General features: G+C 57.2%; 18 protein-coding genes. 6 read left to right on the top strand and 12 right to left on the bottom strand.

Annotated features, from left to right (window positions below; translation table 11 throughout):
- Positions 1–84: 84 nt before the first annotated feature.
- From ansP to IAE50_RS03240, 3 genes are all read left to right on the top strand, one after another.
- A complete protein-coding gene (ansP, locus tag IAE50_RS03250; RefSeq protein ID WP_076769817.1) occupies positions 85–1,548 on the top strand; it encodes an L-asparagine permease in 1,464 nt (487 codons plus the stop codon).
- 314 nt (positions 1,549–1,862) lie between these two features.
- Positions 1,863–3,101: an EAL and HDOD domain-containing protein gene (locus IAE50_RS03245; protein WP_042715587.1), complete on the top strand. Its 1,239-nt coding sequence runs from the start codon at positions 1,863–1,865 to the stop codon at positions 3,099–3,101.
- A 245-nt stretch (positions 3,102–3,346) separates the two neighbouring features.
- Complete coding sequence (locus IAE50_RS03240) at positions 3,347–4,912, top strand: methyl-accepting chemotaxis protein (RefSeq protein WP_200579534.1); 1,566 nt, start codon at positions 3,347–3,349, stop codon at positions 4,910–4,912.
- A 103-nt stretch (positions 4,913–5,015) separates the two neighbouring features.
- Here the strand turns inward: IAE50_RS03240 and IAE50_RS03235 are convergent, their stop codons facing one another.
- Entirely contained in the window at positions 5,016–5,495 is a 480-nt protein-coding gene (locus IAE50_RS03235) for a carboxymuconolactone decarboxylase family protein (protein WP_200579533.1), read from the bottom strand.
- A 91-nt stretch (positions 5,496–5,586) separates the two neighbouring features.
- On the opposite strand from IAE50_RS03235, the gene IAE50_RS03230 reads away from it, so the two are divergent.
- Positions 5,587–7,008 carry a PLP-dependent aminotransferase family protein gene (locus tag IAE50_RS03230; protein ID WP_200579532.1) on the top strand — a complete coding sequence of 474 codons (1,422 nt, stop codon included), beginning with the start codon at positions 5,587–5,589 and terminating at the stop codon, positions 7,006–7,008.
- Positions 7,009–7,160: 152 nt separating this feature from the next.
- On the opposite strand, the gene IAE50_RS03225 is transcribed toward IAE50_RS03230, so the two are convergent.
- The 9 genes from IAE50_RS03225 to sad all read right to left on the bottom strand — a co-directional run bounded on the left by IAE50_RS03225 (position 7,161) and on the right by sad (position 17,766).
- Positions 7,161–8,075 carry a bestrophin family protein gene (locus IAE50_RS03225; RefSeq protein ID WP_200579531.1) on the bottom strand — a complete coding sequence of 305 codons (915 nt, stop codon included), beginning with the start codon at positions 8,073–8,075 and terminating at the stop codon, positions 7,161–7,163.
- Positions 8,076–8,432: 357 nt separating this feature from the next.
- Positions 8,433–9,884 (bottom strand): tagaturonate reductase, encoded by a 1,452-nt coding sequence (locus IAE50_RS03220; protein WP_200133478.1) that lies wholly within the window; start codon positions 9,882–9,884, stop codon positions 8,433–8,435.
- 117 nt (positions 9,885–10,001) lie between these two features.
- Entirely contained in the window at positions 10,002–10,526 is a 525-nt protein-coding gene (locus IAE50_RS03215; RefSeq protein WP_200579530.1) for a GNAT family N-acetyltransferase, read from the bottom strand.
- Positions 10,527–10,606: 80 nt separating this feature from the next.
- A complete protein-coding gene (locus IAE50_RS03210) occupies positions 10,607–11,581 on the bottom strand; it encodes a diguanylate cyclase (RefSeq protein ID WP_042715599.1) in 975 nt (324 codons plus the stop codon).
- Positions 11,582–11,793: 212 nt separating this feature from the next.
- Positions 11,794–13,230 (bottom strand): GGDEF domain-containing protein, encoded by a 1,437-nt coding sequence (locus tag IAE50_RS03205; protein WP_200579529.1) that lies wholly within the window; start codon positions 13,228–13,230, stop codon positions 11,794–11,796.
- A gap of 108 nt (positions 13,231–13,338) precedes the next feature.
- On the bottom strand, positions 13,339–13,701 hold the full coding sequence (locus IAE50_RS03200; protein WP_094419824.1) for a DUF4186 domain-containing protein: 363 nt from the start codon (positions 13,699–13,701) through the stop codon (positions 13,339–13,341).
- Entirely contained in the window at positions 13,701–14,627 is a 927-nt protein-coding gene (gene glsB / locus IAE50_RS03195) for a glutaminase B (protein ID WP_200579528.1), read from the bottom strand. Before glsB ends, IAE50_RS03200 begins: the two co-directional genes overlap by 1 nt.
- 60 nt (positions 14,628–14,687) lie before the next feature.
- A complete protein-coding gene (locus IAE50_RS03190; protein ID WP_200133473.1) occupies positions 14,688–16,277 on the bottom strand; it encodes a methyl-accepting chemotaxis protein in 1,590 nt (529 codons plus the stop codon).
- A gap of 100 nt (positions 16,278–16,377) precedes the next feature.
- Positions 16,378–17,766 carry a succinate-semialdehyde dehydrogenase gene (gene sad / locus IAE50_RS03185; RefSeq protein WP_200133472.1) on the bottom strand — a complete coding sequence of 463 codons (1,389 nt, stop codon included), beginning with the start codon at positions 17,764–17,766 and terminating at the stop codon, positions 16,378–16,380.
- A 104-nt stretch (positions 17,767–17,870) separates the two neighbouring features.
- Here sad and IAE50_RS03180 point away from each other — a divergent pair, with 104 nt between their 5' ends.
- Positions 17,871–18,722 carry a LysR family transcriptional regulator gene (locus tag IAE50_RS03180; protein ID WP_139964810.1) on the top strand — a complete coding sequence of 284 codons (852 nt, stop codon included), beginning with the start codon at positions 17,871–17,873 and terminating at the stop codon, positions 18,720–18,722.
- A gap of 600 nt (positions 18,723–19,322) precedes the next feature.
- Here IAE50_RS03180 and IAE50_RS03175 read toward each other — a convergent pair.
- Positions 19,323–19,793, bottom strand: coding sequence for a GNAT family N-acetyltransferase (locus IAE50_RS03175; RefSeq protein WP_200579527.1), 471 nt, complete (start codon positions 19,791–19,793; stop codon positions 19,323–19,325).
- 149 nt (positions 19,794–19,942) lie between these two features.
- On the opposite strand from IAE50_RS03175, the gene IAE50_RS03170 reads away from it, so the two are divergent.
- Positions 19,943–20,887, top strand: a complete 945-nt coding sequence (locus IAE50_RS03170) for an L-lactate dehydrogenase (protein ID WP_200579526.1) — start codon at positions 19,943–19,945, stop codon at positions 20,885–20,887.
- A gap of 40 nt (positions 20,888–20,927) precedes the next feature.
- On the opposite strand, the gene IAE50_RS03165 is transcribed toward IAE50_RS03170, so the two are convergent.
- Positions 20,928–21,719 carry a PhzF family phenazine biosynthesis protein gene (locus tag IAE50_RS03165; RefSeq protein WP_200579525.1) on the bottom strand — a complete coding sequence of 264 codons (792 nt, stop codon included), beginning with the start codon at positions 21,717–21,719 and terminating at the stop codon, positions 20,928–20,930.
- Between the last annotated feature and the right edge of the window lie 139 nt (positions 21,720–21,858).

The raw sequence follows: 21,858 nt of genomic DNA, 5'->3' as shown, positions 1-21,858 counted from the left end.
TGTAGCCGACGGTGCAAATCGTGTGGTTTTTGTGCTGCGGCTTGAGACATTCCGCAAGGTCAGACAGGTCAACAGGGTAATGCAATGAAAACAGAGAACAACAACACCACGGAGCATCACGCGGCGAAACGTCGCTGGCTGAACTCTCATGAAGAGGGCTACAGCCGGGCGATGGGTAACCGCCATGTACAAATGATCGCCATCGGCGGCGCAATCGGTACCGGTCTTTTCCTCGGTGCCGGCGCGCGACTGCAAATGGCCGGGCCATCGCTGGCTATCGTCTATCTCGTTTGCGGTATCTTCTCGTTCTTTATTCTGCGTGCGCTGGGCGAACTGGTTTTACACCGCCCTTCCAGCGGCAGCTTCGTCTCTTACGCCCGTGAGTTCCTCGGTGAAAAAGCCGCCTATGTCGCCGGCTGGATGTACTTCATCAACTGGGCGATGACCGGCATTGTCGATATCACCGCCGTCGCGCTTTATATGCACTACTGGGGCGCCTTTGGCGACGTGCCGCAGTGGGTCTTCGCCCTCGGCGCGCTGGCGATCGTCGGCACCATGAACATGATCGGCGTGAAGTGGTTCGCCGAGATGGAGTTCTGGTTTGCGCTGCTGAAAGTGCTGGCAATTGTGCTGTTTCTGGTGGTCGGGACGGTTTTCCTCGGCACCGGCAAACCGCTTGATGGCAACAGCACCGGCTTCCATTTGATTACCGATAACGGCGGTTTCTTCCCCCACGGCATGATGGCCGCACTGGTGCTGGTGCAGGGCGTGGTATTCGCCTTCGCCTCTATTGAGCTGGTCGGCACCGCCGCAGGCGAATGTAAAGAGCCGAAGACCATGGTACCGAAAGCGATCAACAGCGTGATCTGGCGTATCGGCCTGTTCTACGTTGGCTCGGTGGTGCTGCTGGTGCTGCTGCTGCCGTGGAACGCTTATCAGGCGGGACAAAGCCCGTTCGTCACCTTCTTCTCGAAGCTTGGCGTGCCATATATTGGCGACGTGATGAATATCGTGGTGTTGACCGCCGCACTCTCCAGCCTCAACTCCGGCCTCTACAGCACCGGACGTATTCTGCGCTCGATGTCGATGGGCGGTTCCGCACCGAAGTTTATGTCGAAGATGAGCCGCCAGCAGGTGCCGTATGCCGGTATTCTGGCGACAATCTGCGTCTACATTGTGGGCGTGTTCCTGAACTACCTGGTGCCGTCGCAGGTGTTTGAGATTGTGCTGAACGTCGCGTCGCTGGGGATTATCGCTTCATGGGGCTTTATCGTGGTGTGCCAGATGCGCCTGCGCAAAGCGATCCGCGAAGGCAAAGCAGAAGATGTCAGCTTCAAGATGCCCGGTGCGCCGGTGACCTCCTGGCTGACGCTGCTGTTCCTGCTCAGCGTACTGGTACTGATGGCGTTCGACTATCCGAACGGTACCTTCACTATCGGCTCTATTCCGCTGATCGCCGTTCTGCTGATTGCCGGCTGGTTTGGCGTGCGTAAACGCGTGAACGAAGTTCATGCGACCGCGCCGGCTGAACAGACGCCGCGTACTTAATCCCGCGCCTTTGGCGCTGCACCATGCCGGACAGCGATTTTGACTGTCACGCAGGTGCAGCGCCTGTTTTATCCCCTGCCTCGCTTACGCTTTCCTGCCTATTTGCCGTTTTTTACAGCGTGATGCTGCTACTTTGAGCGGTTACGCTTAAGAATATCCTCATTACCTGTACACTTACCGCTTTGCTGGCCTATATTTTTAGCGCTAAAGGTCACTTTTTTAGTATCAGATGCACGCTTCGGCTATTCAGGGTGTGTTATAAGCTTATATATTTGTAATACTTATACAAAAGTACACGGTGTACGGGGTGGTGAATGTTTTCTTTTGTGGCCAGACAGGCGATCTTTGATAACCAACTGAACACCGTCGGTTACGAACTGCTGTTCCGCAATAGCATGGATAACCGTTTTCCGGAGATCTCTGCCGAGCAAGCCACGACCCAACTGATCGAAGAGCAGTTTCTCAGTGCGCCTGTCGGACGTAAGAACGATCTGACGACGGTATATGTCAATTTCCCCTACCAGTTACTGATTGACGGCCTTGCCGAAACGCTGCCGAAAAACCGCGTGGTGATCGAAGTCCTTGAAGATGCGCAGCCGGACAAGCAACTGCTGGAGACGGTAAAACGCCTGCAGAACCTTGGCTTTCGCGTCGCTCTCGACGATTTCGCACCCGGCAACCAGTGGGACGCTTTCCTGCCCTATATCGATGTGATTAAGTTCGATATCAGGCGAAGCTCACTGGAAGAGATTGACGCCTGGGTTAACGCCAACCGCGATGCGCTGCGCCACGCGGTGCTGCTGGCGGAAAAAGTAGAAACCTATGATGAGTTCGAAGCCTACAAAAAACTGGGTTTTCGCCTCTTCCAGGGCTATTTCTTCAGCAAACCGGTGGTCTCTAAGCGCAACAAGCTGGTGCAGAACCGCGCCTTCGCACTGCGGTTGATGCAGGAAGTTAACGTCGAGTCGCCGAACTTAAACCGCATTGAAGAGCTGTTGAAACGCGATGTCTCGCTGTCGTTTAAGATCATGCGTTATGCGCAGAACATCTTATATAACACACGCGGGATTAGCGGCTTTCGTAACCAGTCCTTACGCGACATTGTGGTTTACCTCGGCATCAACGAGATGCGCCGTTTTGTACTGGTGGCCTGTCTTACGTCGTTTGAGCATGTTACCAATACCGAGATCTACTATCTGAGCCTGATCCGCGCCAAGTTTTGCGAACTGGTGGCGGCGCGCACTTCCAGCAATAATGTCGCCAATGACGCTTTCCTGGTGGGGCTCTTCTCCCTGCTGGATGTGATCCTCGGCCTGCCGCTTGAAGAGCTGATGGAGCAGATCTCCGTCTCGCCGGATGTGGCAACAGCGCTGGAAAAAGAGAGCGGCGAACTCTACCCCTATGTTCACCTCGCCCGCGTCTATGAACAGCGTTTATGGGATGAGACCAGCGCGATTGCCAACAAGATTGGCCTGCCTTACTCCGCAGTATCAGAATTAATGACGCAAGCCACTAAGTGGGCAGATGAGCTGCCGCTAAGTCTTAAAGGTTAATTATTCGCGCACGGTTGCGTGCGCGAATATATTTATCGCTTTAAGTGAAATATTATTTCAATTAATTAACAGACCTCTCCGATCTTATTTAACACCCTCACTTGCCTTAAATAAAACTGACCTTACCTGTAAGATATTTGCCCTAATATCAGTGCGATATGTGATACAGATCGAATTTTAACCTCAATCTTTCTGCGGTTTCTGCCGTTATTACTAGTACCACTCTTTTTTAAAACTTCAGGATCATGAAAAAAATTGCGCACGCGACGGTATTAACGAAACTGCTCGTTGGTTTCTCTATTCTTATTGTGATGATGTTAATTGTTGGCATTGTCTCTATTTATCAGCTTAACGGCAGCAAACAACAAATTGATAAATTCCGCCAGCAGCGCATGCCCGGCATTCGCTACACCCTTGAGATGCGCGGTGTGTTAGCGGAAATGCGCTTACAGCAGGTGCAGTACATCGCTTCGACAACCCCCGCTTCCCTCGATCAACATCGTAATGAGCTGCTGCAAAACCAAGAGACCTTCCTCAATGCCCAGCGGCAGTACGCAAAAATCTCTGCCGATGCAACGCCGGAGATGAACGCGCTGTTTGTGACGGTGGTTGATAACTTCAAAAACTTCATCGACGTCAACGCGAAAGTGATTGAGGCGATGAACCACGGCGACGCGGCAGAAGCGGCGAAGATTAGCGGCGTGGTGTCGGCGAAGTACCGCACGCAGTTGATGAAAGACCTGGCGACGCTGGTCGATATGGAAGTGGCTATCGGCGATCGGATGGGCGAAACGACGCAGGCGAATTACAACCACGCGCTCTATGTGCTGATCGGCTTACTGCTACTGGCGCTGATTGCGACAGGTGTGAGCGCCCTCTTTATTTCGCGCAGCCTGGCGCGGCAACTGGGCGGCGAGCCGGATTATGCGATGTCGATTATGCAGGCGGTGGCCGCCGGCAAGCTGGAGACGGCGGTCGATCTGCGTGAAGGTGACAGCAATAGTCTGCTGGCGACGATTAAATATATGAACAGCCAGCTGGCGGAGATTATTCGCGGCATTATTGATGGCAGCGAATCGATCTCCCATGCCGCCGGTGAGATTGCCGAGGGTAACAATGACTTGTCGCAGCGCACCGAGGAGCAGGCCGCGTCGCTGGTGCAGACGTCATCGAACATGCAACAGATTACGGAAAACGTGAAGAGTAATGCGGAGAACGCCCGCAAAGCGAGCGAGCTGGCGCGCCAGACCTCTGCAACCGCGCTCAAAGGCGGCAAAGAGGTTAACGATATGCTGACGCGCATGCATGAGATCTCTGACAGTTCGCAGAAGATTGTCGACATTATTTCGGTGATTGAGGGGATCGCGTTCCAGACCAATATTCTGGCGCTCAACGCCGCCGTGGAAGCGGCGCGTGCCGGTGAACAGGGTAAAGGGTTTGCGGTGGTCGCAGGCGAAGTACGTAACCTGGCGCAGAAGAGCGCCGATGCGGCAAAAGAGATTAAGCAGTTGATTGAGGGGACGGTGGAAAAAATCACCGACGGTTCGCGTTTTGCCGATACCGCCAGCCGTGCGATGGAGGAGATTGTCTCGTCGGTGAATAAGGTGACGGATATTGTCGCCGATATTTCCGCCGCTTCAACCGAGCAGCATCAGGGGATTAAAGAGATCAGCGTCGCCATCGATCAAATGGACCAGGTGACCCAGCAGAACGCCACGCTGGTGGAACAGGCCGCGGTGGCCGCGCAGTCCATGACGGAGCAGAGCGAGGCGCTGCGCAACTCGGTGCGTTTCTTCCAGTTGGCGCATTAATGGTTTTTTGACGTCGGAAAGCGATGTCCCTGCCCGGTTCAGCCATGAACCGGGCTGTATTGCCGGATGGCGCTGCGCTTATCCGGCCTACGAAACCGCACGGCTATTCGAGATTCGCGCGATCGAGGCCGTAGGCTTTATCGAGCGCGCCCGGCGCGGTTTGCGAGACGATCATCAAACGGTTCCAGGTGTTGATGATCGAGATAGCAAACGCCAGCTCTGATAACGCCACTTCATCAAAATGTTCACGCGCCGCGTCATAAATGGCATCGCTTACCCCTTCAGCACCGGGCCGGGTCAGGGCTTCGGTCAACGCCAGCGCCGCCTTCTCTTTTTCGGTGAATAACGGCGATTCGCGCCAGATGGCGACATGATGCAACCGTAACTCCCGCTCACCCAGAATCCGCGCCTGTTTAATATGCATATCCAGACAGAAAGCGCAGCTGTTTAGCTGCGAGGCACGAATATCAACCAGATTTTTGAGTGTGTTATCCAGACCGCTGTTGTGTGCCGCCTGGCTGGCGGCGGAAAAGGCTTTGATCAGATCGGGAACGCGCTGGAAGAGATTGATGCGGGTGCTCATATTATTTGCCTCGTTTATTGTTTCAACGAGGGCTATATTACGCGTCAATGTCGCAGGAAAAAGATGCAAAAACGCGAAAAAAAGGTAGGACATGAAGCCAGGATACAGAGCTATTTATTCGCAATATCGCGACAGCATCACGCAGGGTTTGCTCAAGCCGGGAGATAAAGTCCCTTCGGTGCGCGTGCTGGCCAGCGAACTGGGCGTGGCGCGAAAAACGGTGGAGACCGCGTGGTCGATTCTGATCGGTGAAGGGTTTCTGGTCAGCGATGGCGCGCGCGGCACACGCGTCAATCCTGAACTGGTGCTGTCGCCGGTCAAGCGTAAAGCTCGCGATAAGCCCCTTTCCACCCCAGCGTCAGCGTTTGGCGACGCGGAACGTAAACAGCGCGGTTTTTTGCGCCTCGGCATTCCGGCGCTTGATGCCTTCCCGAGTAAAAAATGGCTGCTGCTCAGCGCTAAAGCGGTGCGCGCGCTACATCCAAGCGAAATGCTTACGCCACCGTTAATGGGCTACGCTCCTCTGCGCGACGCTATTGCCCACTATCTGAATGTTTCGCGCGGGCTCGCCTGCAGCCCGGAACAGGTGGTGATCACCGGCGGGTATCAACATAACTTGCGGGTGATCCTCACCCTGCTTGCAGGCTCACAGCAGAAAGTGGTGTTTGAAGAGCCGGGTTATTTTTTAGGCCAGCGCATTCTGGAGCATACGTGCCAGCAACTCCATAGCGTGCCGGTGGATAACGACGGTCTGGATATGCAGTTTCTGTTGCGCCATCACCATGACGCCCGCCTGCTATTTGTGACACCGTCACACCAAAGCCCACTGGCGGTCACCCTCTCCCTGCCCCGCAGACAGCAGCTGCTGGCGTGGGCAACACAGCATAATAGCTGGATTGTTGAGGATGATTACGACGGCGAGTTTCACTACACCCGCAAAGTGGTGCCTGCGCTGAAGAGCCTCGATAGTGATGACCGGGTTATCTATATGGGCACCTTCAGCAAAACCATGCTGCCCTCCTTACGCACCAGTTATCTGGTGCTGCCGCGCGCGCTGCTCGCGCAGTTCCGGCAAACAGCTGAACTCACCGAGAGCGGCCAGCCGCTGTTAACGCAAAAAATTCTCGCCGCCTTTCTCAGCGAAGGCCACTTTTATAAGCATCTGAAGAAGATGCGCAATCTTTACTCTGCCCGGCGCGGGTTCGTGCTGGCGGCGCTGGCGCAGATTTATCCGCAGCTTTTTGATGTAGAGGTGCGCGACGGTGGCATGCATATCATCGCCTTTTTGCGTGATAGCACGCAGGATGTGACGCTGGCACAACTCTGGCAACAACATCAGTTGCAGGTCAGCCCGCTTTCAGAGTGGTACAGAGGTGATTCGCCACGTTACGGTTTGATTATCGGTTACACCAATGTCACGTCAGCTGAAGAGGCGATTGCCCTGTTGCAGCGCCCGGCGCAAGAGACGCAGGCGCTGCTGGCAGATGGCTCACGGCAGGCTACTAAAGAGTGAGATATCCCATGCCGTGGCGAGCAGTGACAGGCCAACGATAAACGTCAGCGCGAACGAGAAGGTTTTATCGGACTTTTCCATCGCATGTCCCTCTTTTTAAATGACCTGAGCCAGGAGAGTGAAAAAATCTTACGGCTTACGCCCCTGTAAGTTTAGGTCAACTGGTAATTTTTGTCCGGTGCCAGTTTGACCGGCAGATCGTCGGCGTCTTCCATTTGCAGCAGATCGATTTCAATCGCGTTGCAGTAGGCATCCAGCGGCAGATCGTTATCCTCTTCGCCAAAGGGATCTTCCAGCTCTTCCGCCAGCGTATCGAGCGAGATAAAGGTGTAGGAGATCAGCACCGAGATAAAGGGCGTCATAAAGTGCAGATCCACCACCAGCGCAAACGGCAGCATGATGCAGAAGAGATAGACCGTGCGGTGCAAAATCAGTGAATAGGCAAAAGGCAGCGGCGTATTAAAGATACGCTCGCAGCCGGCCTGCACCGCGGACATATCGTGTAAGCGCTGAGTAATGCTGTGGAACATAATATCCGACAGCGCTCCTTGTGCCCTGCGCTCGCCCAGCCACTGGCCCATCAACAGCAGAATACGGTTTGCCGGCGAATGGGCATTTAAGACCTGCCGTAACTCATCAGCCGAGAGATATTTTGACAGCACGTCGCCCTGCGGTTTGCGTCGCAGCGTCATGCGCAGCGCGTGGGCAAAGGCGAACTGTAGCTGCATAAAGTGGCGCACGTCACTTTCGTCTGGCAGCGTGGTTTTCACTTCCCGCAGCAGCGAGCGCGAGGCGATCATCAACTGCCCCCACAACAGACGCGCTTCCGAGTAGCGTGCGAAACAGGCGTTGTTGCGAAAACCGAGGAAGATAGCAATCGCCACACCGAGAATGCTGAACGGTGCGACCGTTAGCTTGATGCCCAGCGAGGTATACCACGGCAGCATCCAGATGACGGCGACCGAAAGCAGGAAGTTCATGGTCAGGCGTGAAGCGATTTTCGGCAGTACGGAGCCGTGCCAGACGAAGAGACGAGCAAGCCAGTGTTTTTCAGGACGGACAATCATAATTATTCAGGGGGAAAAGGAGCGCAGCGGCTATTAAACGTGATCAATGTCACAGTTGCAAGTTTGCTAATGGATTGTGACGCAATTTCGCCCTGCCCGACGTGGTATTGGCGCAGAGGTTGCTGGAACCTGTTATACAACTCGCTAATAGTATGTTGTAACTAGAGGCGTGATTTCAGCTATCGCTGTTTTGCCGGATGGCGGCTTCGCCTTATCCGGCCTACGGGGATCGAGTGGTATATGGGAGTGCCGGATGGCGGCTGCGCCTTATCCGGCCTGCGGGATCGAGTGGTGTGTGGGAGTAAAAAATGTAGGCCGGATAAGCGCCAGCGCCATCCGGCATTTAACAGCCAGCTATCAGCAGAGCGGTTTTACTGCCTCGCGCATGCCGCGCAGCAGAATCGCATCCAGATCGCGCGTCACCTGCTCCACCAGACCCGGCACCTTGCTCAGATCCTGCTCCCAATGTTCGCTCACCGACAGCACCGCACTCACCAGCTCGCGGGTGTTAATTTGACGGTCACCATGCTGGCTCCACAGCTGTTGGTAACGCTCAATCCAGTGCGCATCATCCTGCACCGGATAACTTTTCCCGTCACGCTCACCGCGATAAAACGCAATCAGCGCCGCCAGCGCAAAGGTCAGGCGCGCAGGTAATTCACCGCTGGTTTTTTGCCCTGCCAGCAGCTGAGGCAGAATGCGGGTGCGGTATTTGGTCATGCCGTTCAGGGCGATAGAGAGCAGTTGGTGTTTGATATAGGGGTTACGGAAACGCCCGGTCACCGCGCTGGCGAAAGACTCCAGCTCATCGCGCGGCAGATCCAACACCGGAATGATCTCTTCGTAAATCGCCTTCTCAACAAACGCACAGATCTCCGTGTCGCTCATCGCTTCGCCAACCGTATCGATACCCGCCTGGAATGCGACCGGCACCAGCGCCGTATGCGCTCCGTTGAGGATCGCCACCTTACGCTCTTTATATGGCTTGATGTCATCCACAATCAGCACATTCAGCGGGTATTTATCCAGACGCAGCTCAGCGGCCAGCGATTTTGGCCCCTGAATCACAAACAGATAGAAGTGCTCGGCGGTATCGAGGAAGGCATCCTGATAACCCAGCTCCGCTTCCAGTTTCGCCACTTCATCACGCGGATAACCGGTAACAATGCGGTCAACCAGCGTCGAGCAGAAGCTGTTCGCAGTCTCAAGCCACTGGATAAATTCCGCGCCCAGCGCCCACTCGTTGGCATAACGCAGCACCAGTTCACGCAGCGCGTCGCCGTTATAATCAATTAATTCACAAGGGATAATGATCCAGCCTTTATCCTGCGCACCGGCAAAATGGCGGAAGCGTTCAAACAGCAGGCGCGTCAGTTTAGCCGGGTAGCTTACCGCTGGGGCATCATCGAATTTATCCCCGGCGTGGTAGCTGATACCCGCTTCAGTGGTATTGGAGAAAACGAAGCGGATATCCGCATTGTGGGCCAGTTTAAGAAACTCGTCATACTGCGTGTAAACACTGATTTCGCGGTTAACGGAGCGGATAAGACGCGCATCGCTCACCGCTTCGCCCTGCTCGTTGAGGCCGCGAATAATGGTGGTGTAGAGACCATCCTGCGTGCTCAGAGAAGGCGGGAAATCACTCTCGATTGGGCGAACCACCACCACACCGGCGTTGAGGTCGGTGTGCTCGTTCAACAGATCGATTTGCCAGTCGATAAAAGCGCGCAAAAAATTCCCTTCGCCAAACTGAATAATACGTTCTGGGTAATCAGCCCCGGGAAAATTGCGACGGTTTAATGTGTTCACAGTGGGTTCCTTTTTTAGATTAGTCATACAACCTTGGAAGATTGGTGTAATAACTTATCAGACTTTACGACCATGAAACCCTGTTTTGATCAAACTGGCGCGGCTTATTGGCGCCAGTTATATGAACTTGTAAAAAAGTGTCGTCGCCGTCACATTTCCATCCGGCATCAGCGCGTAACGCGGGATCTCACCCACCCGCTGCCAGCCGCAGGCGGTGTAGAAGTTCTCCGCCCCGCTGCCGGTCGCTGTATCCAGCACCAGCACGCTTTTCCCGTGCGCCTGCGCCTCACGCTCCAGCGCTGTCATCAGGCGACGCGCCAGCCCCTGACGTCGCGCGTTACCATGCACCAGTAATTTCGAGACATCGGCGCGGTGCGGCTGGTTCTCCGGCTGATCGAGCACCACCTGCACGGTGCCGACAACCTCACCCGCCTCATCCTGCGCGACCAGCACAATGCGCTCACCGCGCGTTACGCTTGCGGCAACCCCGGACCAAAATTGATGTGATTTTTCCCGCGAAAGCGGGTGCATAAAGCTGACGGAGGCACCGCCGGCGACGCAGTTTTCCAGCACGCCGCACAGGCTGTCGATATGGCAGAGGATCGCCTCACCAGAGAGGCTATTGATATGATAAGCGGTCATTTGTCTTCCTTGTAAAATGACCACTATTCAACGCGGAACAGGCTAACTCAAGCGCCGCGCCCATACGATTTCGTTATGGATCAGCGCCCGCGATTGTTGCGGGATTTCATGGCATACATCTTCTCATCCGCCTCTTTCATCCAGGCGCGCAGATCGTCACTGCCATCGTGATTAAACTCGCTGACGCCCCAGGAGAAACCGAGCTTCCAGGGTTTACCCGATTGCTGGTTCCAGGCCTCAACCTGTTCGACCAGATGCTGCATCGCAATCCATGCGCCCTCTTCATTGGTATCGGAGAAGACAATCGCGAACTCGTCGCCGCCGTAGCGAACCCGCAGATCCGCTTCGCGCAGGCTGGCGGTCATCACCTCCGCCATCGCCTTCAGGGCTTCATCCCCTTCGCCGTGGCCGTAGGTGTCATTAATCTCTTTGAAGTTATCAAGGTCGATCCACGCGAGCGTCAATGGCTGTGCGCGGCGGCGTGCGCCAACAATCGCGAACTTCGCCAGGTTATCGAAGCCACGGCGGTTAAAGAGTCCGGTTAACTCATCGGTCGTCGCCGCGCTCATCACCGCGAACTCATCTTCGACGATCATGGCGAAATCTTTCAGGGTGTCGACTTCCGCGCCGGAAAAGCCGCGCGCCGCCTTATCAATCACGCACAGCGATCCCACCAGCGCACCGTCCGGCAGGCGCAGCGGGTAACCGGCATAGAAACGAATGTGCGGTTCGCCCGTCACCAGCGGATTATCGGTAAATCGCTCATCAAGATGGGTATCTTCAATGATCATCGCCGTTTCAGACAAAATGACGTGACCGCAAAAGGAGATGTTGCGCGGCAGCGTCTGGGCTTCAGCCGGATAACCGCCGGTGGATTTAAAATGGAGCGTCTCTTCATCGACCAGCGTAATCAACGCCGCCGGGACATTGAACATCCGTTGCGCCAGGCGCGTTAAGCGGTCTAAACGGGCGTTGACGCCCCCCTCCAGCAGGCCGGAGTCATGTAATGACGCCAGGCGCTGTGCCTCATTTGCGGGAATCGCAGGTGTTTTCATAGAGTGCCGATCTCATCATTCTCAGTCTGGACCGCCGCGCTCGAGCAAACGGGCGAGTAGACAACGGTTTACAGCATTAAGCGTAGCCTATTCGGCACGTTTGTCAGGGTGAGCGAATCCGCTGCTTGCGACCGCGCGACGTTAATCATATGGGTCTCAAAAATCAGCCGCAAGATATTTATAAGTTATTAATATTTATTGTGTTGCTTATTTCACGTGGCGGGCGAAACAGCCACTTCCCGCGCATCGTTTTGGCTATCGCTAGTGCAGTTTCTGCCATGGTTCTTCGAGCGGTAGAGATGCTCATCGGCCTCAGCCAGCAGATCATTGAACCCCTCGGTTAAGTGGCGCGGGTCCGGCGTGCCGTGCCCGATGCCGACGCTCATCGTCAGATGTAGCGTCTGCTGGCGCCATTTAAAGAGATGGGTTTCCACCGCATGGCGCAGCGTCTCCGCCAGCGCTTTACCTGCCGTCGCATCGTCTGTTACGGCGACCACCACAAACTCCTCGCCGCCCATACGCGCCACCAGCCCGCGTGTGCCAAGCTCCTGCTGCACTTTTTGCGCGAATGAAGTCAGCACTTTGTCGCCGCACTCGTGACCATAACTGTCATTGACGCTTTTGAAGTAGTCGATATCCATCAGCATCACGGAGAGGTGCTTGCCGACAAAGCGCTTCTCCTCTTTGCGCAGGGCTTCATACAGGCCAGAGCGGGAGTAAACGCGGGTAAGGAAATCAAAATCGGCGCGCAAAGACACCTGGCGCATCAGGCGGTTGATGGCTTCAACGCTGACCGAGACGATCACCGGGCAGATGGCCATCGTTGCCACGCCAAGGCGCGCCGAGAGCATCTGCGGAATATCAAACGGCGAGTGGACGTGAATATCGATCTGCCCGCTCGAGACCAGCATAATCTCCAGCCCGCCGGTGATAAGCGTCACCAGGCAGGTTACCGACAGTGAATAGCGCACCGCGCACCAGATCAGCGCCGGGAGCGGAAACGCCAGGCTTCCGGCACCGCCAATCATCACCGAGGCGGCGACCGACACCGCCAGCGCGAGGATCGGCATCACCTGCGGCAGTGAAAAGCCTTTGAGCGCGCGCGGGCGCGTCATGGTCAGCAGGCAGGGCAAAATCAGCACGCCCGTTGAGAACTGCTCGCCAAACCAGTCCGCCAGCAGCGGCCAGAAACCCTGATCGTCAATCCCGACTGAGCCCAGCGCGCCAAAGAAGGCGCAGAGCAGCGCCGCCACCAGACAGTAACTAAAGAGTTTCAGGGCATTGATCGGCTGTGGCGTCTTGGCGATTTGGCGCCGCTCCCAACCGATAAGCTGCGCCATGGTGATAATAAACACCATATTGGAGAAGTTGATGATCAGCGACGCCGTGCCCCAACTGGTGGTGACGGCATCGTAAGCCAGCATCGCGACATAGCTGATTAAGTAGTAGTGCCAGCGGTGCAAAAACGCGTAGCGGGCGAAGACCCCGGCCATCACCGCGTTTAGCGGCCAGAAGAGCGACAGCTCCTCGACCAGGCGCATCATCGCGCCGATAAAATAGAACAGCGTGGTCAGCGCAAAAATCATCCCCGCATTTATCAGCGGGGTCTCTTCCCTGAACGGACGCCAGGAGGACAACAAAGCTCGCATCAAATCTCAATTCCTGTCGCGGGCGGCAGGAGCTGCCCGAAGTAGCGTCGGAAATAGCCTAAAGCTTAGCATGCTTGTTTTCCGCTATAGGGTGTTGCGCAACCGCCATCAGCGCGGCGAATTCATCTGTATCACCAGCCAGTGATAAATCACATCAACAACATACTGCTGCTGCGCGGGTGAAAGCGGCTGACCCGGTGCAATGGCGTGCCACTTCGCCAGACAGCCGCGACAACAGGTGGCGGTGGCATGCTGGGCGATAAACACCGGATGGCCACGCATCGGTGTCTGTTTACCGTCATTGTCAGGCAGCGCAGGCGCAAGGCGCCGGGCGACAAAATCAGCGGCGTGGGCAGCAATCACCTCTGCCCCCTTCTCTTCGCAGTAGTGCCGCTCCTTTGCGCCTAAGCGAAAACGGGAGCGAAAGGTTGAGCGCCCGAGGCGGGCAAACAGCGCGTCGAGATCCGCCATCAGTAGACCGATCTGCCAAGGCGCTGGCTGAGCGCTTCCAGCAGCGCGACGCCCGCCAGTGAGTTGCCCGCGTCATCCAGCTCCGGGCTCCAGACGGCAATCGCCATCTCATGAGGCACAATCGCCACAATCCCGCCGCCAACGCCCGACTTCGCCGGCAGGCCGACGCGGAAGGCAAACTCCCCGGCGTTCTGGTACATACCGCTGGTCGCCATCAGGGCGTTAATCTGCCGCGCCTGCCTTGGCGACACCACTGGCTGGCCGAGGTGCTCCGCCTGCCCGCTCTGCGCGAGGAAAAGAAAGGTGCGCGCCAGCTCAGCGCAGCTCATCTTCAGCGCGCAGTAGTGGAAGTAGTTTTGCAGAACAGTGGTGACATCATTGTGGAAGTTGCCGAAAGACTTCATCAGCCAGGCGATAGCCGTGTTGCGCGCGGCGTTGTCGAACTCCGATCGCGCCACCGCCGTGTCGTAAACGATATCCTCGACGCCTGCGAGCTTGCGCACAATCTCCAGCATGCGTTGGCGCGGTGCGCTGAGGCGGCTTTGCAGCATATCGCACACCACCAGCGCCCCGGCGTTAATGAACGGATTGCGCGGCTTGCCCTGCTCGATCTCCAGCTGCAGCAGCGAGTTGAAAGGCTGGCCGGAAGGATCTTTGCCGACGCGCTGCCAGATCTCCTCCTCACCGTAGTGGTTCATTGCCACCACCAGGCTAAGCACTTTTGAGATCGACTGAATGGAGAAGCGCTCATCGGCATCGCCTGCCTGATAGTGCTCCCCATTGACGGTGCTGATCGCTATACCCAGTTTATTGCCGCTGACTGCCGCCAGCGCCGGGATATAATCCGCGACCTTTCCGCATCCCAGCAGCGGGCGTACCTGGTCGACTATCGTCTCCAGCACGCCATTATCCATCACCGATGCCACTTTCACTCCTCGCCCACAGGCCAAATCGGGCTGCGAGTATACCAGAGCTGTTTTGCCGCGTCAGGCGCTGAGACGAAAACGCGCAACCGCTTGCATCAATACCTGCGAATCGTGATAAAGCTGCTCTGAGGCCGCTGCTGCCGTGGTCACCAGCTCACCGGTGCGCCGCGCCACACTGTTAAGGGAGTGAAGGCGTCGGGTCATCTTATGGATGCTCTCCCCCTGGCTCAGCGTGGCGGCAGAGATTTCACTCAACACCCCGCTCAGATGCCCGACCAGCCCGGTCACCTGTTGCAGGTTATCTTCGAGACGGCTCACCGCCTGGGTGCCATCATTGATCCCCTGCAATGAGTGGTTAATCAGCTGCTGAATGGTTTGCGTCGAGTGGCTGCTCTTACGCGCCAGTAAGCCCACCTCTTTCGCCACCACCGCAAAGCCGCGCCCGTGGTTGCCCGCATGCGCCGCCTCGATGGCGGCATTCAGCGCCAGAATGTTGGTCTGAAACGCCACGCCGTCGATCAGCGCCACGATATTGCGCATCTCGGCGGAGCGGTCGACAATCTCGCGCATCGACTGCGTCACCGTCTCCATCATCCTGTCGCCGCCCGCCGCGACTTTACGTGCTTCATCTGCCTGCTGGCGCGCCTCTTCAGCAAAACCGGTATTGCCTTCGACATGGGACTCCAGCGTGGCGATATGCTCGGTAACATCGTTCAGCTCCTGCGCCTGCTTCGCCGACTGCTGATTAAGTGACTGGTTGCCTTCCGCCAGGCTGCCGATGGTGCCAATCATTGACGCGGTGGCGTCGCTCACCTGCATTACCAGCTGTTGCAGCCCCCGCTGCATGGTGCCGACGCTATGGCTAAGCTGAGTGATTTCGCGGTTGAAGCGCTGCACCGGCGGCAATGGCGTGCCGAGATCGCCGGCGGCAAGAATATTGATGTGAGCAATCAATGTACGCAGCGGGGTGATGACCCAGCGCGACATGCCGAACCACACCACCAGCGCAATGGCAACCAGCAGCGCCGGGATCAGCATAAAGACCTGCTGCAAACGGCTGAGGCTGGCAAGCAGCGACTGCCTTCCCTGCTCGGCGTGCTGTGCGCCAGCCTGCTGAAAACGGGCGTAGTTATCGTTGAAATCGGCCTGGAATGCCTGTGCCGGAACGGCAAAAAAGGCATCGATCGACTGGGTTTTCACCAGCCCGTCGGCCTGCTCTTTCAGCGCGCCATAAAAGAGCTGATAACTGTTGACCAAGCCTTCATCTTTTGGCGGGTTGAGCGCCTGAAAAGCAAGCCAGGCTTTATTCGACGCGGCCAGTGCCTGCTGGGTTTCGTCCATCAGGCTGTGCCAGCTGCCGTCCGAACCGGTCGCTTTATCCTGCATAAAGTAGACCCCGGCGCGGTTGAGCAGATCGCTTGCGCTGAGGAGCGCAATGCGCGCTTCGTCTGCCCGCACCTGTTGCAGATGCGCCTGTTGGTTCAGGCTCTCATCGTGCTGCGCGCTGCGAAGCGAGGCGGTAAGGAAAAAGGAGGAGGCGATTTGCAGGGCGGAAAAGAGCGCGATGATGCAAAAAATCCCGGCCAACAAACCAAACTGCTGCGGTGCGATACGCCGAAAAACTCGGCGTAAAATTTGCGTTAAGTTCATGATATTCTTCTGTAACCACTAAGTTGCGGTGAGTCTACAAAAGGATCATGACACATCCATGACAGCCAGTGATGACGCGCCCCACAGGGGCGCGTTGCGCTTACAGGCGATCTTTCCACACGGTCTGAACGTTGCAGAACTCGTGCAAACCAAAGTGGGAGAGTTCGCGCCCGAAGCCGCTCTTCTTCACGCCGCCAAAAGTCACGCGCGGATCGCTGGCGCTAAAGCCGTTGATAAACACGCCGCCGCACTCAAGATTATCGGCAAACCACTCGGCCTGCGCGCTGTCGGCGGTGAATACCGTGGCCGAGAGGCCAAAGTCGCTGTCGTTGGCCAGCGCCAGCGCATGCTCTGCATCGCGGGCGGTGCTGATCGCAGCAACCGGGCCAAACAGCTCCTGGCGGAACGCTGTCATCTGCGGCGTAACGTTGGTCAGCACCGTCGCCGGGTAGTAGTTGCCGTTGCCCGGCGTCTTCTCGCCGCCGAGTCGCAGGGTAGCGCCCTCTTTGATGCTCGCCTCAACCTGGGCGTGCAACTCGTCGCGCAGATCGAAGCGCGCCATCGGCCCAAGGTAGTTCTCCTCTTTTTCCGGCGCGCCCTGCTGTAATGCCGCCGCCGCAGCGACAAATTTCTCGGTGAACGCGTCGGCGATCCCCTCTTCAACAATGAAGCGTTTCGCTGCGGCGCACACCTGCCCGGTATTCTGATAACGCCCGGCGACAGCGGCTTTCACCGCCAGATCGAGATCGGCATCGTTGAGCACGATAAAGGGATCGGAACCGCCCAGTTCGAGCACGCACTTTTTCAGCGCCGCACCGGCCTGAGCACCGATTGCCGCCCCGGCACGCACGCTGCCGGTGACGGTCACGGCGGCAATGCGCGCATCGTTTATCGCCTGGCTAACGCCCTCATTGGTTGCATTGACCCAGCCAAAGACGCCCGGCGTGAACCCGGCTTCGCTGAACAACTCGCCGATCAGCGCCGCAGAACCGAGCACATTCGGCGCATGTTTTAACAGATAGCTGTTGCCCGCCAGCAGGATCGGCACCGCGCCGCGCAGCACCTGCCACAGCGGGAAGTTCCACGGCATCACCGCCAGAATTGGCCCCAGCGGGCGATATTCGATGCGCGCACGCTGCGCTTCGACCTGGGTGGCTTCGCTGCCGAGCATCATCGGGCCATGCTCGGCGTACCAGTCGCACAGCGCGGCGGATTTCGCTACTTCTGCCCGCGCCTGCAGGATCGGTTTGCCCATCTCTTCACTCATCATCTGCGCCATCTCTTCTGCGCGGTGACGCAGCACGGCGGCCAGATCGCGCAGCTTCTGCGCGCGCTCATTGACGCTGACGTTGCGCCAGTGGCGGTAGCCGCTATCGGCCAACGCCAGCGCGCGGTCAACCTCTTCACGGCTGGCCCACGGTGTGGCGCGCAGGGTTTCACCCGTTGCCGGGTTGATGGAGAGTGCATGGGTGGTGGCGGTCAGAGACATTATTTTTTCCCTCAATGATTTCAGAACTTGCATTAGGGTGACGCAGTTTGTTATTTCTGAAAACTGAATAATATTAACTTCACTATTCACGTTAAGAGAACAGCATGGATTTAACCCAGCTTGAGATGTTTAACGCCGTGGCGCAGACCGGCAGCATTACCCAGGCCGCGCAGAAGGTGCATCGGGTGCCGTCAAACCTGACGACGCGCATTCGCCAGCTGGAAGCGGATCTCGGCGTCGATCTCTTTATCCGCGAAAATCAGCGCCTGCGCCTGTCACCTGCCGGACACAGCTTTTTACGCTACAGCCAGCAGATCCTCGCGCTGGTTGATGAGGCGCGGATGGTAGTGGCGGGCGATGAGCCGCAGGGGTTGTTCTCGCTGGGCGCGCTGGAGAGCACCGCCGCGGTGCGCATTCCGGCGACGCTCGCCGCCTATAACCAGCGCTACCCGCGTATTCAGTTCGATCTCTCCACCGGCCCTTCCGGCACCATGATTGACGGCGTGCTTGAGGGGACATTGAGCGCGGCGTTTGTTGACGGGCCGATTATGCACCCGGGGCTGGAGGGCATTCCGGTCTATCGCGAAGAGATGATGATTGTCGCCCCGGCGGGCCATGAGCCGATTACCCGCGCTTCGCAGGTGAACGGTGCCAGTATTTATGCCTTTCGCGCTAACTGCTCTTATCGCCGCCATTTTGAGAGCTGGTTTCAGGCCGACCGCGCCACGCCGGGGAAAATTCACGAGCTGGAGTCCTACCACGGCATGCTGGCCTGCGTAATTGCCGGTGCCGGGCTGGCGCTGATCCCACGCAGTATGCTGGAGAGCATGCCCGCCCATCAGCAGGTCAATGCCTGGCCGCTGGCAGAGGAGTGGCGTTGGCTCACCACCTGGCTGGTGTGGCGACGCGGCGCGAAGAGCCGACACCTTGAAGCATTTATTGCGCTGTTGCCGTAGGGTTTTCGGCGTGCGGTTTTTTATGCCAGATGGCGCGTAAACGCTTATCCGGCCTACAGGAAAGGTGCGGCTGAAACCGCGTAGGCCGGATAAGCGCAGCGCCATCCGGCATTGTCTCCCCGGCCCCCATTGCCGGATGGCGGCTGCGCCTTATCCGGCCTACAAAAACGAGCCTACAGCCACACCGATATTGCCTTTACCTGCGTTATCACAGCGGCGTTGTTGACCCCCGCTGAAATCGGCGAACCGGAGCGTGAATGGCAAGGTCTGGACGCCATGGATGGCGGACAGAGGCGAACCGAGACAGGATGTCGAGTCGAGCCGGCCGCAGTCAGGCACGCGGGAGGTGAGCGCAGTGCGCAGCACCGATTTCCTCGCGGGGCCGCGGGGATTGACAAGGGGAGCGCGGCCGCTTCCCTTGTCCCGTTCACCGCAGAAGAGATGAATGAAACTCCCCAACGCCTGGTGAACGGAATCATTCCACCAATGCCACATGAAAACCCCATCGCCGGATGGCGCGTTACACGCTTATCCAACCTACGTGAACGGAGCCCCTGAAACCGCGGCTGATTACCGGATGGCGGCTCCGCCTTATCCGGCCTACGCTCGCAGCGCATCAGGCAACTGCTTCTCCATAAACACACTTAATGGGTCAGGATCATAGGGCGCAAACGCCTCGCAAATCTGGTATCCGCAGCGCTGATAAAGCTTCACCGCCGCATGCTGCTCGATGCCCGTCTCCAGCCGCAGTGTGTGGCACCCCTTCTCGCTCGCCGCCTGCTCCAGCGCGGCAATCAGCTGCTCGCCCAGCTTCTGCCCGCGGTGCGTCGGATCGATAAACACCCGCTTCATCTCCGCGCTGCCATCCTCATTAAGCAACACTGCGCCGCAGCCGACGGCATCGTGCTGATGCACGATTTTGCGCAGGATCAGCGTCTCTTGGGGAAAGGAAGCCAGATCAACCAGATGGTTGCTCTCTGCCGGGTAGAGCGCGGTCTGGTAGTGGTCGAGGGCGGCGATGAGGGCAATCACCTCCGGCTGCGTGGCGGTGGCATCAACAATACGGTACATAGCGGCTCCTTATGGTTATCGCATTGTTAAATTAGCGAAAATTCCGCCGCTTAACTCATATGAATAACCTATAGATCCGCGACAATATTGCACCCCGGCAATAACAGGCTGTACTTTACGCACAAGAATATTCTGACAAGGGAATCGCCATGAATACAAAAGCCCGCAAAGTGATGATTATCGGCACCGGTAATGTCGGTGCGTCTGCCGCTTACGCTCTTTTAAACCAGAACATTTGTGAAGAGCTGATCCTGGTGGATGTAAATGCCCAGCGCGTAGAGGGACACGCGCAGGATCTGGCGGATGCCGCCGCGTTTATGCCGGGGATGATGACCATCTCCACCCGCTCCATCGAGGCGTGCGCGGATGTCGATATCGCGGTGATTACCGTCTCCGGTGGCGCGCTGAAGCCCGGCCAGACGCGGCTGGATGAGCTTGCCAACACCGCGCGCATTGTGAAAAACATTGTGCCCACCATGATGGCAAACGGCTTTAACGGCATTTTCCTTGTGGCGACCAACCCTTGCGACATCATTACCTGGCAGGTGTGGTCCCTCTCCGGCCTGCCGCGCAACCAGGTGATCGGCACCGGCGTCTGGCTTGACACCACCCGTCTTCGCCGTCTGCTGGCGCAGGCGCTGGATATCGGCGCGCAGAGCATTGACGCGTTTATTATGGGCGAACATGGCGATACGCAGTTCCCGGTGTGGTCGCACTCATCGATTTATGGTTCGCCCATCGCCGACGTCTATCAACAAAAGACTGGCCAGCCGCTGGATGCAGATGCACTGGCGGATCGCGTGCGCCGCCACGGCTTTGAGATCTTTGCCCGCAAAGGCTGTACCGAATATGGCATTGCCGGCACGATCGCCGAGATCTGCCGCAATATCTTTACCGGCAGCCACCGTGCGCTGGCGATCTCCTGCATTCTTGACGGGGAGTATGGCGCGCACAATGTGGCAATTGGCGTGCCTGCGGTGCTGACCCACAGCGGCGTGGAGCAGATTATCGAACTGCACTTAACCGACGACGAAGTGGCAAAGTTCAACCACTCCGTTGAGGTGATCAAAACTAACATTGCGCGCTTGCCGTAATAAGCGCGCTGCGGGGGCGCTATCGCCCCCGGTCATTGTGCTAGCGCAGATAGACTTTGCCGATCAAGTAGAGCGTCGCCTGGCCGCCAATCAACACCCGATCGCCCCGCCACTCGCAGCGCAGATCGCCGCCGCGCGCGGAGACCTGGCGCGCCTGCATCACCGTTTTGCCGAGCTTCTCGCCCCAGTAAGGGATCAGCATGCTGTGCGACGAACCGGTAACTGGATCTTCGGCCACCGACTCGCCCGGGCAGAAGAAGCGGCTGACAAAGTCATACTCCTCTCCCGGTGCCGTGACGCAGACCATTTTCCCCAGCGGTTTCATGGCGGCGATATCGGGCTGTAAGGCTTCGACCTGCGCCTGGCTCTCCAGCACGACCATGTAATCGCGCCCTTCATACACCGCCTGTGCCTTCGCAATGCCCAGCGTTTCCAGCAGCATCGGCGGTGGGTTCTCAACGGCCTGGGTTGTCCATGCCGGAAAATTGAGAGTGAGCCAGTCGCCGTTGCGTGTAACGGTTAACTCGCCGACAAAACGGGTGCTGAAGCGGATCACAGTCTCTGGATAATCGAGGTATTCGAAGATAACGTGAGCGGCGGCAAGCGTCGCGTGACCGCAGAGATTGATCTCATCCTGCGTCGTGAACCAGCGCAGCTCGAAGCCGCTGTCGTTGCGCACAAAAAAAGCGGTTTCCGACTGGTTATGCTGCTGCGCCATTTTCAGTAACAGCTCGTCCGGCAGCCACTCGGTAAGTGGACAGACCGCGGCGGCGTTACCGCCGAAGGTGTGGTCGCTGAAAGCGTCGACCAGATAGAAGTCAATTGTGTGCATTGTTTTTCCTCATCTTTTCTTTTGTTCTGACGGCAAACCTTCGGCGGCGCAACCGCTATTTTTTTGCTGAATGAAAAATGAGATCTACATCACAAAAAGTTTGTCTTTCAGCCAGCAAAAGCATTAAGATCTTCGCCTC

Origin of the sequence: Kosakonia sp. S42 (assembly GCF_016624785.1) — a bacterium.
GTDB classification, from domain to species: Bacteria; Pseudomonadota; Gammaproteobacteria; order Enterobacterales; family Enterobacteriaceae; genus Kosakonia; species Kosakonia cowanii.
Note: the sequence above shows the minus strand (reverse complement) of the source record. Positions and strands in the feature narration are given on the sequence as shown.

Excerpts from the sequence above, each read along its gene's own strand:
- ansP (WP_076769817.1), top strand. The coding sequence starts at position 85 with ATGAAAACAGAGAACAACAACACCACGGAGCATCACGCGGCGAAACGT.
- IAE50_RS03245 (WP_042715587.1), top strand. The coding sequence starts at position 1,863 with ATGTTTTCTTTTGTGGCCAGACAGGCGATCTTTGATAACCAACTGAAC.
- IAE50_RS03240 (WP_200579534.1), top strand. The coding sequence starts at position 3,347 with ATGAAAAAAATTGCGCACGCGACGGTATTAACGAAACTGCTCGTTGGT.
- IAE50_RS03235 (WP_200579533.1), bottom strand. The coding sequence starts at position 5,495 with ATGAGCACCCGCATCAATCTCTTCCAGCGCGTTCCCGATCTGATCAAA.
- IAE50_RS03230 (WP_200579532.1), top strand. The coding sequence starts at position 5,587 with ATGAAGCCAGGATACAGAGCTATTTATTCGCAATATCGCGACAGCATC.
- IAE50_RS03225 (WP_200579531.1), bottom strand. The coding sequence starts at position 8,075 with ATGATTGTCCGTCCTGAAAAACACTGGCTTGCTCGTCTCTTCGTCTGG.
- IAE50_RS03215 (WP_200579530.1), bottom strand. The coding sequence starts at position 10,526 with ATGACCGCTTATCATATCAATAGCCTCTCTGGTGAGGCGATCCTCTGC.
- IAE50_RS03210 (WP_042715599.1), bottom strand. The coding sequence starts at position 11,581 with ATGAAAACACCTGCGATTCCCGCAAATGAGGCACAGCGCCTGGCGTCA.
- IAE50_RS03205 (WP_200579529.1), bottom strand. The coding sequence starts at position 13,230 with ATGCGAGCTTTGTTGTCCTCCTGGCGTCCGTTCAGGGAAGAGACCCCG.
- IAE50_RS03200 (WP_094419824.1), bottom strand. The coding sequence starts at position 13,701 with ATGGCGGATCTCGACGCGCTGTTTGCCCGCCTCGGGCGCTCAACCTTT.
- IAE50_RS03190 (WP_200133473.1), bottom strand. The coding sequence starts at position 16,277 with ATGAACTTAACGCAAATTTTACGCCGAGTTTTTCGGCGTATCGCACCG.
- sad (WP_200133472.1), bottom strand. The coding sequence starts at position 17,766 with ATGTCTCTGACCGCCACCACCCATGCACTCTCCATCAACCCGGCAACG.
- IAE50_RS03180 (WP_139964810.1), top strand. The coding sequence starts at position 17,871 with ATGGATTTAACCCAGCTTGAGATGTTTAACGCCGTGGCGCAGACCGGC.
- IAE50_RS03175 (WP_200579527.1), bottom strand. The coding sequence starts at position 19,793 with ATGTACCGTATTGTTGATGCCACCGCCACGCAGCCGGAGGTGATTGCC.
- IAE50_RS03170 (WP_200579526.1), top strand. The coding sequence starts at position 19,943 with ATGAATACAAAAGCCCGCAAAGTGATGATTATCGGCACCGGTAATGTC.
- IAE50_RS03165 (WP_200579525.1), bottom strand. The coding sequence starts at position 21,719 with ATGCACACAATTGACTTCTATCTGGTCGACGCTTTCAGCGACCACACC.